Annotated in this window: 13 protein-coding genes; 7 read left to right on the plus strand and 6 right to left on the minus strand. The window is 63.6% G+C overall.

The window, feature by feature from the left end:
* Nucleotides 1-106 precede the first annotated feature (106 nt).
* Nucleotides 107-1,672 carry a S8 family serine peptidase gene (locus tag Q7U29_RS10750; protein WP_304741182.1) on the plus strand — a complete coding sequence of 522 codons (1,566 nt, stop codon included), beginning with the start codon at nucleotides 107-109 and terminating at the stop codon, nucleotides 1,670-1,672.
* A gap of 29 nt (nucleotides 1,673-1,701) precedes the next feature.
* A complete protein-coding gene (locus Q7U29_RS10755; RefSeq protein WP_304741184.1) occupies nucleotides 1,702-1,947 on the plus strand; it encodes a hypothetical protein in 246 nt (81 codons plus the stop codon).
* 148 nt (nucleotides 1,948-2,095) lie between these two features.
* Here the strand turns inward: Q7U29_RS10755 and Q7U29_RS10760 are convergent, their stop codons facing one another.
* Complete coding sequence (locus Q7U29_RS10760; RefSeq protein ID WP_304741185.1) at nucleotides 2,096-3,229, minus strand: hypothetical protein; 1,134 nt, start codon at nucleotides 3,227-3,229, stop codon at nucleotides 2,096-2,098.
* Between the two features lie 404 nt (nucleotides 3,230-3,633).
* On the opposite strand from Q7U29_RS10760, the gene thrS reads away from it, so the two are divergent.
* A complete protein-coding gene (gene thrS, locus Q7U29_RS10765; protein ID WP_304741187.1) occupies nucleotides 3,634-5,679 on the plus strand; it encodes a threonine--tRNA ligase in 2,046 nt (681 codons plus the stop codon).
* Entirely contained in the window at nucleotides 5,679-5,900 is a 222-nt protein-coding gene (locus tag Q7U29_RS10770; RefSeq protein ID WP_304741189.1) for a hypothetical protein, read from the plus strand. The genes thrS and Q7U29_RS10770 overlap by 1 nt, the downstream gene beginning before the upstream one ends.
* A gap of 57 nt (nucleotides 5,901-5,957) precedes the next feature.
* Here the strand turns inward: Q7U29_RS10770 and Q7U29_RS10775 are convergent, their stop codons facing one another.
* A complete protein-coding gene (locus Q7U29_RS10775) occupies nucleotides 5,958-6,317 on the minus strand; it encodes a hypothetical protein (RefSeq protein ID WP_304741191.1) in 360 nt (119 codons plus the stop codon).
* 197 nt (nucleotides 6,318-6,514) lie between these two features.
* Between Q7U29_RS10775 and Q7U29_RS10780 the strand changes: the two genes are divergently transcribed.
* Nucleotides 6,515-7,078, plus strand: a complete 564-nt coding sequence (locus tag Q7U29_RS10780; RefSeq protein ID WP_304741192.1) for a nitroreductase — start codon at nucleotides 6,515-6,517, stop codon at nucleotides 7,076-7,078.
* Nucleotides 7,079-7,088: 10 nt separating this feature from the next.
* Here Q7U29_RS10780 and Q7U29_RS10785 read toward each other — a convergent pair whose 3' ends face one another.
* Together Q7U29_RS10785 and Q7U29_RS10790 are read right to left on the minus strand one after the other, a co-directional pair.
* Nucleotides 7,089-9,518, minus strand: a complete 2,430-nt coding sequence (locus Q7U29_RS10785; RefSeq protein WP_370691733.1) for a putative bifunctional diguanylate cyclase/phosphodiesterase — start codon at nucleotides 9,516-9,518, stop codon at nucleotides 7,089-7,091.
* 254 nt (nucleotides 9,519-9,772) lie between these two features.
* The gene (locus Q7U29_RS10790) at nucleotides 9,773-10,828 is read right to left on the minus strand and encodes a hypothetical protein (RefSeq protein ID WP_304741196.1); all 1,056 of its coding nucleotides are present in this window, start codon (nucleotides 10,826-10,828) and stop codon (nucleotides 9,773-9,775) included.
* A 231-nt stretch (nucleotides 10,829-11,059) separates the two neighbouring features.
* On the opposite strand from Q7U29_RS10790, the gene Q7U29_RS10795 reads away from it, so the two are divergent.
* Complete coding sequence (locus tag Q7U29_RS10795) at nucleotides 11,060-12,079, plus strand: patatin-like phospholipase family protein (RefSeq protein ID WP_304741198.1); 1,020 nt, start codon at nucleotides 11,060-11,062, stop codon at nucleotides 12,077-12,079.
* A gap of 13 nt (nucleotides 12,080-12,092) precedes the next feature.
* Here the strand turns inward: Q7U29_RS10795 and Q7U29_RS10800 are convergent, their stop codons facing one another.
* Both Q7U29_RS10800 and Q7U29_RS10805 read right to left on the minus strand, forming a co-directional pair.
* A complete protein-coding gene (locus Q7U29_RS10800; protein WP_304741200.1) occupies nucleotides 12,093-12,521 on the minus strand; it encodes a CBS domain-containing protein in 429 nt (142 codons plus the stop codon).
* A 194-nt stretch (nucleotides 12,522-12,715) separates the two neighbouring features.
* Nucleotides 12,716-13,486 carry a rhomboid family intramembrane serine protease gene (locus tag Q7U29_RS10805; protein ID WP_304741202.1) on the minus strand — a complete coding sequence of 257 codons (771 nt, stop codon included), beginning with the start codon at nucleotides 13,484-13,486 and terminating at the stop codon, nucleotides 12,716-12,718.
* A gap of 251 nt (nucleotides 13,487-13,737) precedes the next feature.
* Here Q7U29_RS10805 and Q7U29_RS10810 point away from each other — a divergent pair, with 251 nt between their 5' ends.
* Nucleotides 13,738-14,031, plus strand: coding sequence for a GIY-YIG nuclease family protein (locus tag Q7U29_RS10810; RefSeq protein ID WP_304741204.1), 294 nt, complete (start codon nucleotides 13,738-13,740; stop codon nucleotides 14,029-14,031).
* Nucleotides 14,032-14,245 lie beyond the last annotated feature (214 nt).

The following is a 14,245-nucleotide window of genomic DNA, read 5'->3' on the forward strand; positions in this document are numbered from 1 at the left end:
GCGCGTTCTTACGAAACCCATTCGGTAGCTATTGCTGCCCCAGAGGTTATTGGAGCATACTATTTCTATTCCTGGTTGATTTCCTTTCTTAAGGGAGACTTTTGTCATGCCCGTCAAAAATCAGAAGCTTCGCCGTTACATCATTATGAGCAATGAAGGATTCCTGGGTCCATCGCTCACCGCCGCGACGTTCAAGCCAAGCGCCGGCATGGTGGCCGTGAGGGCGCGGACGGAAGCCGTGGTCCCCGCTCCACAAATGCGGGTGCTGGACGCGCTGCATGAGAATGGGCCGAAGCTCGTCGAGATGTCCGCGGAGGGAGAACTCAGTCTGCGTCTCAGCATGCCCGGGGTAAAGATCGTTCCGGAAGTATTTTATCACCGCCAGTGGCAGCGCTTTCGGATTCATCGGAAGCCCGCCAGGAAAAAGCCGGCGGCCAAGCGCTCGACAACCGCCAGGGCCGGCAAGATGAAGGCGGCGAAGGCGCCGGTCGCAGCCGCCGGCTTCGACGTGACAGTGACGGGGGCGAATGGGTCGGCGATAAAGGGCGCCCAGATCGTCGCCTTCACGAATTTCGCCACGCGAGAGGGTGCCAGCGCCACGACTGGCGCCAATGGACGCGCCACCCTCAAGGACATTTCGCCGGGCCGCAAGCTCGAACGCGTCTATGTCTATCCCAAGGCCGACCATTGGGGGCTTTACGCAACCGACACCACGGGATCGAAGCTCTCCCACATCAAGCTGAAAGCGATCAACCTGCAGGATCCGTCGCTTTTGCTGACCCAGCTTTACGGTTCATTGCCGCTGACTGCGGGAGAAGGCGTCATTGTCGGAATCATAGACAGTGGGGTCGACGGCGGGCATCCCGATTTGCCGAACGTGACCGGCGGGCTCAATTGCGTCAGCGATGAGGTTCGCGCCAACGCGGCCGCAGCGGCAGACTGGCGACCTGGCCTCAAGGACGGAGAACACGGCACCCATGTCGCGGGCATCGTCGGCGGGCGCGGCGCCACAAGCGGATTCCGCGGCGTCGCGCCCGGGGTCAGCTTGCGAAGCTATCGCGTGTTTCCCGACATCGGAGGCGGCGCTAGCAATTTCGACATCGCCAAGGCGATCGATATCGCCGTCGCCGAAGGATGTCACATCGTCAATATGAGTCTCGGCGGAGGCCCGAAGGACGACCTCACCCGAGCGGCGATCAACCGCGCGCTCGACGCCGGGACGGTGGTCATCGTGGCGGCCGGCAATGACTACCGGGAGCCGGTATCGTTTCCTGCGGCACTCACCGAATGCGTTGCGGTTTCCGCGATGGGACGCGTCGGATCGTTTCCGAAAGACGCTGTTGGCACCAGTGACATTGCGGCCCCAAAGGGGGTTCCGGCCACCCACGATTTCGTGGCGGCTTTCAGCAATTTCGGCAGTGAAATCGACGTCACGGGAGCCGGGGTCGAAATCGTGTCGACACTGCCGAACGATGGACATGGCTCGATGAGCGGTACATCGATGGCCTGCCCCGCGGTGGCGGGGTACGCGGCCTATTTGCTGGCCAAGGATCCCGCACTGAAACAAAAAAACGGTGCCGACCGTTCCCGCGCCTTGAAGGATGCCCTATATGCATCATGCAAACCGCAGGGGTTTGGCCGAGACTATGAAGGGTTCGGTCTGCCGTCCTGAGGGCCAGAATTGAAGGAATCGACGACTTCATGAGTGACCGCACCGTCGTGTTTCGTGCCGGTTCGAATTCGGAGCCTTCCGAACAGGTCGCCGCCCGCCTTCGTGCGGGCGGTGTGGAGATCGTTGAACAACAGCCGAACATGTTGCTCGTCGCCGGCACCAAGCGAACCGTCAGCAAGGCCCTTGGCGACGCGCAGGGCTGGAGCCTGAGTGTCGAGACCAAAGTCCCGCCACCGCGCATGCGCGAAAAAGTGCTCAAACCGCCATCCAAGTAAGGCTGCCGGAAATCCGGATCTTGACGGCCCGACCTTGCGCGCAGCCCCTCGACAGGGCGCGACGCAGCGCCGAACGTGTTCGGCAGTCGGATTCTGCATGCCAATGTACATTGGCCATGGACGCGCGGAATGAAAGGACGCGATCGAATTATTTGGCGGCGTCCTCGCGCGCTCCGACGGTCTGCAGGGCAGCCATGCTCCTGGGCGCCGGGCATGTTGCGAGCAGAGTGTTGACGGCGCTCCCCAATCCGTCGCTGGAGAATTTCGCCGAGCGGGCAAGCCTGCGCCCGTCCGGGCCCTGCGACGTTTCGGTCAGATCGAATTGCCCCTGTTCGGACAAGGACTGAACCGATGCCTTGGTCATGCGCATGGCCCAGTAATTGAACCCCGGCAGTGCGGCCCGTGCAGACGCGAAGTGAAGCGGTTTTGCTGCGCCATTCGAAATCGAAACCGCGGGAAGGAAAGCCTGGGCCACGGCCTGACGCTGCAAACCCAGCTCGAACTGGTCGGCGTTGATACAGAACAACCGCCACTGCGACGACCGGAACGAGCCGTCCGAAGCAAGTTTCTGAAGGGCCGTCTTGTGCACCACGCTGCGGCCGACATTCTCGAAGGTCCACGGCGTTTCCACGAGGTCGCGCCGGTCGATGCCGAAGCGGTCGATCTCTTCACGGGTGAGGATGCGCGTGTCTTCGAATTTGATCGTGCGCGCCAGCACCAGCAGTCCCAGATCCGCGCCCATTTTGACGATATATTCCTTGAGCATGCGATCGGCCCGCTCCCGGCCTCGGGCGTTCGCCTCGGCCTGCATCTGCGGTGTCGGAACGCCGCCGCGGAAATGCGCCACCACCTTCGGCGAATGCACCGCCAGCAGCGCATCGGGCGCGATCTCGCGGGTGGTCGCGCCCAGGATGAGGTACGGACATGCGGAGTTGCACATCGCGTTGCGGGTCCAGAGGTCGCCGTGCAGTTCGCGGCCGGATTGCTTCAGCTTGACGCAGACATCGCTGTTCTGCGCCTCGAAGCCGCATTCCCTGACCACCGTCCGCGCCACCCTGGCGACCACGGGCCGCTCCCGAAGCATCGCCCCCATCGCCAGCGCCTGGTCGAGATTGCCGCCCGGCGAGGAAAAATAGATCGGCAGCTTGCGATCCCACACCTTGGCCCAGAACTTCCGGAAGCGAAGCGCCGCGCCGGAATCGATCTGCCCCTCGGCGGCGACCCAGCTGTCGCAGCCACGGCCGCACGCATCGGGGGCGCCCTTGACGACATAGAACACCATCGGCGGCGCCGGAGGCGCCTTGAACGTGGGACGGGCGGCAGGAGCTGCTGGACGTCGAACGGCAGCAGCCGCTGCGCCCCCGGGCGGAACGGCGGCAGGTCGGGATGCTGGAGCGACCGCCGGCCGGACGGCGGGAACCGCGGCAGGTCTGACCGCAGGCGCCGCCACGGCTTGACCGCAGATCGAGATCAGGATGGCGACCAATAGAGAAAGCAATGGCATGGGCAATTGGATCAGGCGACCTTGGAGAGGCGGTTGTATCAGGTTCGCGCGGCTACCGCCAAGACTGCCGTCGCACCGCCGGATTCCATCGAAATGCCGGATTGCGTAGCCCGAATCCCCTGCTATACCGCTGCTTCCGCTTACCTGCGCTCGTTCGCAGGAGTGAGCATCAGGAGACATCAATGCCCGACAAGCACAAGCCCGCCTCCGGATTCCAGTTCGGCCTCACGAACCTCAAGCCGGTCGAACCCGAGGTGAAAATCGCCCTCACCTTCCCCGACGGCGCCAGGCGCGAATTCCCCAAAAGCATTACCGGCCTCGACATCGCCAAGGGCATCTCGCCGTCGCTGGCCAAGCGCACGGTGGCGATGGCGCTGGATGGCGTGGTCACCGACCTCGGCGACCCGATCGACCACGATGCGAAGATCGAATTCATCGCCCGCGATGACGGCCGCGCGCTGGAGCTGATCCGGCATGACGCGGCGCACGTGCTGGCCGAAGCGGTGCAGGCGCTGTGGCCGGGCACCCAGGTCACCATCGGCCCGGTGATCGAGAACGGTTTTTACTACGACTTCTTCCGCAACGAGCCGTTCACGCCGGAAGACTTCGCCGCGATCGAGAAGAAGATGCGCGAGATCATCGCGCGCGACAAACCCTTCACCAAGGATGTCTGGGATCGCGAGAAGACAAAGCAGGTGTTCCGCGACAAGGGCGAGGCCTTCAAGGTCGAGCTGGTCGACGCCATTCCCGGCAATGAGCCGATCAAGATCTACTACCAGGGCGACTGGTTCGACCTGTGCCGCGGCCCGCACATGACCTCGACCGGCAAGATCGGCAACGCCTTCAAGCTGATGAAGGTGGCGGGCGCCTATTGGCGCGGCGACAGCAACAATCAGATGCTGACGCGGATCTACGGCACGGCGTTCGCGAAGCAGGAAGACCTCGACGCCTATCTCAAGCAGATCGAGGAAGCCGAGAAGCGCGACCACCGCAAGCTCGGTCGCGAGCTCGACCTGTTTCACTTCCAGGAAGAAGGTCCCGGCGTGGTGTTCTGGCACGCCAAGGGCTGGACCATCTTCCAGGCGCTGATCGCCTATATGCGCCGGCGGCTGACCGGCGATTACAGCGAGGTCAACGCGCCGCAGATTCTCGACAAGTCGCTGTGGGAGACCTCCGGCCATTGGGACTGGTACCGCGAGAACATGTTCGCCGCGCAATCCGCCGGCGACGAGGCCGAGGACAAGCGCTGGTTTGCGCTGAAGCCGATGAACTGTCCCGGCCATGTGCAGATCTTCAAGCACGGCCTGAAGAGCTACCGCGACCTTCCGCTGCGGCTCGCCGAATTCGGCGTGGTGCATCGCTACGAGGCGTCGGGCGCGATGCACGGCCTGATGCGGGTGCGCGGCTTTACCCAGGACGACGCGCATGTGTTCTGCACCGAACAACAGCTCGCCGAGGAATGCCTCAAGATCAACGACCTGATCCTGTCGACCTATGCGGATTTCGGCTTCGAGGGCGAACTCACGGTCAAACTCTCGACCCGCCCGGAGAAGCGCGTCGGCACCGACGAGATGTGGGATCACGCCGAGCGCGTGATGGCCACCGTGCTGTCGGAAATCCAGGCGCAGGGCCACAACCGCATCAAGACCGAAATCAATCCCGGCGAAGGCGCGTTCTACGGGCCGAAGTTCGAATATGTGCTGCGCGACGCCATCGGCCGCGACTGGCAGTGCGGCACCACGCAGGTCGACTTCAACCTGCCGGAACGTTTTGGGGCGTTCTACATCGACGCCGACGGCGCCAAGAAGGCGCCGGTCATGGTGCATCGCGCGATCTGCGGTTCGATGGAGCGCTTCATCGGCATCCTGATCGAGCACTATGCCGGTAACTTCCCGCTCTGGCTGGCGCCGATCCAGGCCGTCGTCACCACCATCACGTCGGAGGGCGACGAATACGCCAAGATCGTTGCGGCCGCGGCGCGGCGTGCCGGCCTGCGCGTCGAAATCGACCTGCGCAACGAGAAGATCAACTACAAGGTCCGCGAGCATTCGCTGGCGAAGATCCCGGCCCTGCTGGTGGTCGGCAAGAAGGAAGCCGAGAGCCATTCGGTCTCGATCCGCCGCCTCGGCAGCGAAGGGCAGACCGTGATGCCCACCGTCGAGGCGCTGGCGGCATTGCTCGAGGAAGCCACCCCGCCCGACGTCAAGCGGGCGAGACTGGAAACCTGATGGCGCGCGGACCGGCCACCGAAGAACAGCAACTGCCGGCCTATCCGATCCGGGCCTACCAGCTGATCCCGGATCCCAATCAGCCGACCGTAGTGGCGCTGGCGATCGAAACCGATCAGGGCCACAGCCTGTTTCTGGCGACCCGGCAGATTCTGGAAGATCTCGGCAAGGATCTTCTGGAGCGGGCGGCGAAGATGCCGGCGAGGCGGGATCCGGCCTGACCCCGTAGCGGGCGCGAGCGATGGCGGCCTGACCGGTTCGCTACGGGCCCCGTTCCCTCAGGATCCCCGTTTCGGCAAATCGATGCGTAGATTGACGAATTCCGGCGGCCCTTCCGTCAGGCGGTGAATGCGCCGTTCGCGCTCTTCCTGGGGCGTGTCCGGATCGATGAATTGATCGAGCTCACGTGCAGCCAGTTCTTCGAGGGCCACGGCGCCATGGCAAGACACCGGTTTGGTGTCAGCCGCTGCTTCCGACTTCAGGCCCAATTCGACCAACCGCTGAATGGCCTCGGAACGGTTAATCCCTTGCGCACGGGCCCAGGCATCGATTTGCGCGGTGAGAAGCGCCGGCAGCTTGACCGCACTGACGGGATGACCTGCGGTCGCATTCTGATCGATCGTTTTCGATTCCAACATGGGCAGGTGTCCGGAAGGTCCACAAAATGCACGATAAGGACATTTTTGCGGGGCTCTTTGACCGGGATCAATGATCCGGCCCGGACGGCGCACCCGGTCCGCCAATGCCGGCCTGGAGTGCTTATAATCCGCTGCGGCTTGCTATCGCCTCGCAGATGCAGATATCTGCTGCAAACCCTTGATGCACTGGAAATCCGATGCCCGACGCCCTGGAACTGCTGAAAATCCGCCGCTCGGTAAAGCCGCGCGAGATGAGCGGTCCCGGCCCCTCGGCCGCGGAGCTCGAGACCATTCTGACCATCGGCGCGCGGGTGCCGGACCACGGCAAGCTGACGCCATGGCGCTTCATCGTGTTCGAGGGCGATGCACGCGCCCGCGCCGGCGAGCTGATTTCGCAGGTCTTCGCGCGCAAGAACCCGCAGGCGCCGGCCGCCGAGATCGAGATCGAGAAGCGCCGGCTGATGGATGCCCCGCTGGTGATCGCCGTGGTCAGCTTCACCAAACCGCATCCCAAGGTGCCGGCGTGGGAGCAGGAATTATCCGCGGGCGCCAGCGCCATGAACATCGTGACGGCGGCGACCGCGCTCGGCTACGGTGCCAACTGGCTGACCGGCTGGTTCGCCTTCGATCGCGACGTGCTCGACGGTTTCGGATTGAAACCGGACGAAAGGCTCGCCGGTTTCATTCACATCGGCACGCCAATGAGGCCGAGCGAAGACCGCCCTCGCCCGGCGCTCGCCGATATCGTGACGCGGTTCTAGGACTACCCGTTCACGCCGCCTTCGACGCGCGCCGGCCAAACCTGAGCAGCAGTGCTTCGATCTCGGCGGCGGGCCTCGCCGCGCTGAACAGGAAGCCCTGCACCTCGTTGCAGCCTTCGGCCCGCAACCAGTTGAGCTGGTCGACGGTTTCCACTCCCTCGGCCGTGGTGGTGATGCTGAGGCTGCGGCCGAGGCCGGAGATCGCCCGCACGATCGCAACGCAGTCGGAGCGCTGCGCCAGATCCTTGATAAAGGAGCGGTCGATCTTGATCTTGTCGAACGGGAAGCTTCTGAGATAGCTGAGGCTGGAATAGCCGGTGCCGAAATCGTCCATCGAAATGCTGACGCCGAGTTCGCGCAGCTGATGCAGAATCGCGAGATTGGCCTCGGTCTCCGCCAGGAACAGCGACTCCGTGATCTCGAGCTCGAGCCGCAACGGCGACAATCCGGAACGCGCCAATGCCGAGATCACCACCTGAACCAGGCTGCGACTGCGAAACTGCACCGGCGAAAGGTTGACGGCGACCTTGACGTCCCCAGGCCATTTCGCCGCCTCGGTGCAGGCCTCGCGCAACACCCACTCGCCCAGCGCGACGATCAGTCCGATATCCTCGGCAACCGGGATGAAATCCGCCGGCGAGATCATGCCCTTTTCGGGGTGGCGCCAGCGCAGCAGCGATTCGAAGCCGCTGATCCGGTCCGCCGCGATATCGACCAACGGCTGATAATGAACTTCAAATTCGCCATTGGCGAAGGCCCGACGCAGATCGAGCTCCATGTCGCGGCGTTTCTGCGCCTGCCGGTCCATCTCCCTTTCGAAGAACCGGTGAACGCCGCCACCGTCCGATTTGGCGCGATACAGCGCCATGTCGGCGTTGCGCATCAGCTCCTCGCTGGTGTCGCCATCGCCGGGCGAGAGCGCTATGCCGACACTGGCGCCGATGACTACCTCGATGCCGTCCATGTCATAACGGGCGCTGAGGGTCTTGATCAGCCGGGTCGCATAATCGCTCGCCTCGTTCGGTGAGACATCGGACGCCAGCACGATCGCAAACTCGTCGCCGCCAAGGCGCGCCACCAGATTACTGCCCCGAACTTCCGACCTCAGCCGTTCCGCCACCATCTTCAGCAAGCGGTCGCCCATCGGATGGCCGAACGAATCGTTGACGTTCTTGAACAGGTCGAGATCGACGCACAACACCGCCACCCGCTTGTTGCCGGGCTGGCTCTGCTCCAGCGCCTGCCTGAGGCGATCCTGATAAAGTTCGCGGTTCGGCAGATTCGTCAGGCCATCATGATGCGCCATATGGGCAATCCGGGCCTCGGCCTTGCGGCGTTCGGTGATGTCGGCGACAGCCACGAGAAAGCCGTCGCGGCCATCGAACGCGACGCGCCGTCCAAATGTCAGCACCTGGATCTCGCTGCCATCGGCCTTGAGATGCCGCCAGTTGCGGCCGGAATGAAAGGTGTCGCCGACCTGCTGCAGGGCCTCGGTGTGAGTCACCCATTCATCTTCGGGCCAGATCTGCCGAAGCTTCATGCGCAGGAACGTCTCGCGGCTGTATCCGTAATGCTGCACGGCCGCATCATTGACGCTGATGAATCCGGTGGTCTCGGCATCGAAAACCCACATCGGCATCGGGTTGTTGTCGAACAGCAGGCGAAACGAGGCTTCGCGCCGCTTGAGGGCCGTGACGTCGGACACCGTCAACGAGAGAATGTCGCCGAGCGCCCTCGCGCCCAGCTTCAGATTGCGATCATCGCTGTCGATTTCGAACTGCTGACCGTTGCCGCTCCTGATGACGTCGAGCAACCGCTCGATCACGTCAGGCAAACAAAGCAGGTTTCCGCCGGCGCTGAGCCGGTGCCACAGCAGGTCGGTCGATGGCAGCTTCAGCAGCCGGGACGCGCCCTGATTATGATGGACGATCTGGAAATCGAACGGCTGCCCGGCCGAATTGCGGATCGCCGCGAGCGACAGGACGCCTTCGTCGGTGGTGGAGAAAATCGCATCCAGCAGATTATACTGCAATCCCCGTTCGTTGACGTAGACGCCGATCAGCGTACCGCCCCAGCGCGAGAAGGTCGGCAGCGCCAGAATATCGTAGGTCTGGACCACACCATTGCGCACGCAGTGCGTCGCGGCCAGGTAGGGACGGCCGTTCCGGAGTGCGCTGGTCGCGGCTTCGCTGAGCGCGGTGGCGCAATCCGGCTGCAACTCGGTCAGGGGGATATCCCAGCGGTCGTCGCCGAGCCATTTCTGGGCGTAGCGGCCGGTGCGGGACACTTCGAGCGTGTCATGACAGCTCTTCAGCAGGACGATGTGATCCGCCAGCCGCCCGAGGCTGCCCAGCATCACTTCTTCGTAGCGTGGCAACCCTTCGCCTGGCCGCACCGCCGCCTGCCATTTGCGCTGCAGAACCGGGACGTCATCGAACATCTCGGCGATGGATTTGCCGGACAAGTTCTTGGACGAGTTCTTGGACGAATTCTTGGACGAATTCTTGACCGCAATCATGTCATTCCCCACTGCGCGAATGTTCAACCCGAACGCATCCAATGCAGGCGGGCTTAACGCGGTGTGAAAATTGCGGGAGCGGTACGCCGATCCGGCGATTATGACAGTTCTAAGTGTTTCGATGGTTAGTCCGCGTTAGCGACCATGACAGTCGGATGACATCGCGAGACGCTGATCTAGCGCGCGACGACCTCGACCTCGCCGTCGACGCCGTTGACGACGTTGAACGAACGCTCGAACACCTTGCCCTCGTTCTTGGCGATGGCGCGATATTCGCCTTCGGACAGCACGACGCGCGGGAATGCGCCGATCGATTCCTTGATGACGTCACCGCCCGGTGTGATCACCGACCATGCGGTGTTTGCCAGCGCCTCGCCGCCCTTGTCGCTGACCAGCTTCAGGGTAATCACCGCGGCGCGATGGGTGATGACCACGTCGGTCAGCTTGCCGGCCTGAACGCGGATATCCGAACGCACCACGGAGTTGGCGTCGCCGTAATTTGAAATGATGTAGTAGGTGCCCTCGGTCAACAGCGCGACGTCGCCGGCGGCGACGTTCGGCACCAGCGAGGCGCGTTCGCCGCTATCGAACTGGCTGCCCTTGTAGAGCGCGAAGGAAATCTGGTTCGGTGGAATCCGGGTGGTGCCGACGCGGCCCTCGATGCGCAAGCCGCCTGCCGGAAGCACGAAGGATTCGCGGTCGGTCTCGGACTTCAGCATCACCGGCCGCACCGCGCTGACCAGACCCATCGTGACATGGACGACGTAGCCGCCCGGCGGCAGCACGATGTTGGGCGTGGCGCCGCGTTCCTCGCGGATCAGTTTGAAAACGCCGGTCTCATCGGGCTTGTCGGCGAACACCCGCCACACCAGTCCGTTGCTGATGACCGGCAGGTCCTTGCCGTAGCGCGCCGTCAGCGACAGTACGGCCTGGCCGGCGGTCGATGCACCCGGCGGCGGAACCACCGGCGGCACCGCGGCGATCGCCGGCTGCGTCAACGGCGCGGGCAAAATCGGAGTCGACGCCGGACCGGATGGCGGAGCCAGATTCATCGCCGGTCCGGAAGGCGCCTCCGGAACCGAGGCCGGCGGCACCGGCGGCGGCCGGTCGCTGAACATCTGAGCCGAAGCAGGGGCAAAAGGCGCGGCTGCCAGAATTGCGGCAAGCGCAAGCACCGGAAACAGGCGTCCGCCCCTCCCGGAACCAGCAATCCCTTTATCCCCTGATGTCATGAAGATGCTTTTCACTGAAAACGCGGCAAATTCAAGCCTGCGGCGAACCGTTCGCAGGATGTTCCCGCTATGGAACCCAAAAAATGCCCCAGAGTTAATCCAGTGTTCCCACGAGGCCGCGATCCCGTCGCAATCTGGCCCGCGGCATGAACTATGCCTATTGAGCTCTCGATGGGCTGGAAGTGATAGCGAAGTGCCTTGCGAAGAGTCTTTGTCGCCAGGGAGTGTCAGGTGCTGAAGAGTTTGATCGGACGCGGCGCCGAGGACCAGGACAAAGTCGGGCTCGGCAGTACCAGGCGGCCGGTCATCGGATTGGCGCTGGGTGGCGGCGCTGCGCGCGGCTTCGCCCATATCGGCATTCTCCGGACCTTGCTGGCCCACGGCATCGTTCCCAATGTCGTGGTAGGCACCTCGATCGGCGCGGTGGTCGGCGGCGCCTATGCCGCCGGGCAGCTCGATCCGCTGGAGCAATGGGCGCGCGGCCTGCAGCCGCGCAATATTCTCGGTTATCTCGACATCCGCCTCAACGGCTCCGGACTGATCGGCGGTGACCGGTTGGCGTCGCAGCTGGAAGCCGCAATCGGCCCGACCCTGATCGAGGACCTGCCATTGAAATTTGCGACCGTGGCGACCGAAGTCCGCACCGGCCACGAGATCTGGCTCACCCGCGGTCGCATGGTCGATGCGATGCGCGCCTCCTACGCGCTGCCCGGGATTTTTTCACCCGTCCTGGTTGGCGATCGCTGGCTGGTCGACGGCGCGCTGGTCAATCCGGTGCCGGTGTCGGCCGCGCGCGCGCTGGGAGCGGAAATCGTGATCGCCGCCAATCTCTGCAGTGATATCTTCTCCACGACGATCTATGCCCACGGTCCGACACCCGCGGCGCCCGAGACCGTGGTCGAGCCGGCGTCGCCGAAACGCGGGTTCGGCCGGTTGTTTTCCGCCGAGCGCACCATGAAACGCGAGTTCTTCGGTAGCGCTGGACGGCCGGGTATCTCCTCGGTCATGGTCGATGCGTTCAACATCATGCAGGATCGCATCACCCGCGCGCGCCTTGCCGGCGATCCGCCGGATCTGCTGATCACGCCCCGCGTCGGCCAAATCGGCTGGTTCGATTTCCACCACGCCGAGGATCTGATTGCCCACGGCGCACGCTCCGCCGAGCGCGCCATCGACTCCATCCAGGAGGCCATCCACATGCTGGCGCCGGTTCCAGGCGAGCCGGGGGCTGTCATCGACAAGACGCCGTGACAGCGGGGCTGGATCAGGCGGTCTTGATGTAGTTCTGGAGCGCTTCCTGCTCCATCTCGAATTCGTGGACCCGCCACTTGACGATGTCGCCGATCGAGATCAGGCCGACCACCATGCCTTCCTCGACCACCGGCAGATGCCTGAACTTGCCGAGCGTCATCATTTCCATGATCGCGGCGACCGTATCGGACTGCCTGCAGCTGATGACCTTGCGGGTCATCACGGCGCTGACCGGCTCTTCCAGCACGCTGGCGCCGCGATCGCCGAGCACGCGCACGATGTCGCGCTCCGACAGGATGCCCTCGATACGGCCTTTGCTCATCACCAGCACGGCGCCGATCTTCCGATCCGCCAGAATCTTGATCGCAGCCGAGAGCCTGGCGTCCGGCTCGACGCTCTGGATCTGATGGCCCTTGGTATCGAGGATTGCACGTACCGTCATTGTCGTCTCCCTGAAGCCGATCGCGCCCTGAGCGAGCGCGATCTTTGTTTCCTTGAGTCTTCAATCAACAGCCCAGCGCCGAATTCGTTGCAGGCGCGTTGGACAAGCACGGCGATTAAGCACGTTTGCGGGCTCAAGCCCGGCTACACAGATCGGCAATGATGAATGAAATCGCGTTGCGCCGCAAGCGACGATCAGCCGCGATCCTGGACGGGGAATCTATCGGCTGGCGCGCGCGGGACCGGATCGAACAGCGAAAACAACACCAGCCCTGCCAGAAATCCGCCGATATGCGCCTGCCAGGCAACGCTGCCGCCGTCGGCGCCGATCGCGATCGATCCGACGCCGAAGATGATGTTGACGCCGAACCAGACCGCGAGAAAGCCGAGCACGCGCGGATCGCGGAAGGCGCGCAGCAGCGAAAGCGCCGGCACGCGCGCCGCCGCGTCGGCATCGCCGCGGCTGAACGACAGGAAGCTTCCCTGCACGAAGGCAAAGCGGATCGCGGCCGCCATCGCGCCAGACACCGACGCCGAAGCGCCGATCATCGGCGCGGTCGCATGCTCATGAGTGACGAGATGCGCCAGCGCCCCGGCCACGGCGGTTACGGCCATGAAGGCGAAAAACCGCAATGCGCCGAAGCGGCGCGCCAACGCGCTGCCGAACGGCAGCAGCCACAACACATTGAAACCGATATGGCTGAGATTGGCGTGCAGCAATGAATAGGTGACGAAGGTCCAGATCCTGGCGCCGGCGCCGCCCGGAAAGGTCAGCGCCAGCGGCGTGGAATCGTAGCGTTTCGGAATGAATCCGAACATCTCGACGGTCCAGTATTCCAGCTCGGGCGGCAGCAGCACGCGCAGGTGAATGACCGCAATCAGCAGCACATAGGCGGTCAGCGCGCGGGGCAGCGTCAGGATCGGTTCGCGCGGGCTGTCCTGCGACAATTCTGGCGGAGATTCCAAGGGCTCAAGACCTGAAGCAAGCGGCTCACGGGAGCGATTGCGCCCCAATAGGCGGCTTGGCCCAACTGTGCAAGGGCACAAACGCCGTTCTCGCGTCCCGGACGCGGTGCAGCACCTCTTGGTGGTGCACCGCAGAGCCGGGACCCAGGACTTGGCATCGCGGCATTCTCGCCAATAGACTGGGCCCCGGCTTAGCAGTGCACCACGCCGCTTGCGCGGCGCGCTGCACTGCATCCGGGGCACGAGAGCAGATGGGCGGGCCGTTCTTCGTCTACATTCTCGCGAGCAAGCGGAACGGGACGCTGTATGTCGGCGTGACGAACAATCTGGTGCGGCGATTGACAGAGCACAAAGCCAAGCTCGTTCCCGGTTTCACACGGCAATACGGCGTTGATCAACTCGTGTATTTCGAGATGTTCGATTCCATCCTTGAAGCGCGCGCAAGAGAGCACTCGTTAAAGCGCTGGCGGCGAGCGTGGAAGATCGACTTGATCGAGAAGCTCAATCCGGACTGGCGCGATCTCTCGAGTGAACTGAATTCATGACTCGTGTCCCGGACGCGGTGCAGCGTCCTTCACGCTGCTCCGCAGCGCCGGGACACGAGATACTCGTGCACACAAAGAAAAAGGGAGGGTGCTGAGAACACCCTCCCTCGTCCGTGCTGATCTTCCCGCGCCGAGGTCCCGGGTGACATCCCCACCCCTCCCCGCGCGGCGACCAAACTGTTTGACGCCGCCTATGTAAAAACTCGCCGGCCCC

Source organism: Bradyrhizobium sp. (genome assembly GCF_030654605.1).
In the GTDB taxonomy this organism is placed as follows: Bacteria; Pseudomonadota; Alphaproteobacteria; order Rhizobiales; family Xanthobacteraceae; genus Bradyrhizobium.

Coding starts and splice junctions, on each gene's coding strand:
- Q7U29_RS10810 (WP_304741204.1), top strand. CDS start 13,738: ATGGGCGGGCCGTTCTTCGTCTACATTCTCGCGAGCAAGCGGAACGGG.
- Q7U29_RS10770 (WP_304741189.1), top strand. CDS start 5,679: ATGGCGCGCGGACCGGCCACCGAAGAACAGCAACTGCCGGCCTATCCG.
- Q7U29_RS10790 (WP_304741196.1), bottom strand. CDS start 10,828: ATGACATCAGGGGATAAAGGGATTGCTGGTTCCGGGAGGGGCGGACGC.
- Q7U29_RS10780 (WP_304741192.1), top strand. CDS start 6,515: ATGCCCGACGCCCTGGAACTGCTGAAAATCCGCCGCTCGGTAAAGCCG.
- Q7U29_RS10800 (WP_304741200.1), bottom strand. CDS start 12,521: ATGACGGTACGTGCAATCCTCGATACCAAGGGCCATCAGATCCAGAGC.
- Q7U29_RS10750 (WP_304741182.1), top strand. CDS start 107: ATGCCCGTCAAAAATCAGAAGCTTCGCCGTTACATCATTATGAGCAAT.
- Q7U29_RS10760 (WP_304741185.1), bottom strand. CDS start 3,229: ATGGTGTTCTATGTCGTCAAGGGCGCCCCCGATGCGTGCGGCCGTGGC.
- Q7U29_RS10755 (WP_304741184.1), top strand. CDS start 1,702: ATGAGTGACCGCACCGTCGTGTTTCGTGCCGGTTCGAATTCGGAGCCT.
- thrS (WP_304741187.1), top strand. CDS start 3,634: ATGCCCGACAAGCACAAGCCCGCCTCCGGATTCCAGTTCGGCCTCACG.
- Q7U29_RS10775 (WP_304741191.1), bottom strand. CDS start 6,317: ATGTTGGAATCGAAAACGATCGATCAGAATGCGACCGCAGGTCATCCC.
- Q7U29_RS10785 (WP_370691733.1), bottom strand. CDS start 9,518: ATGTTCGATGACGTCCCGGTTCTGCAGCGCAAATGGCAGGCGGCGGTG.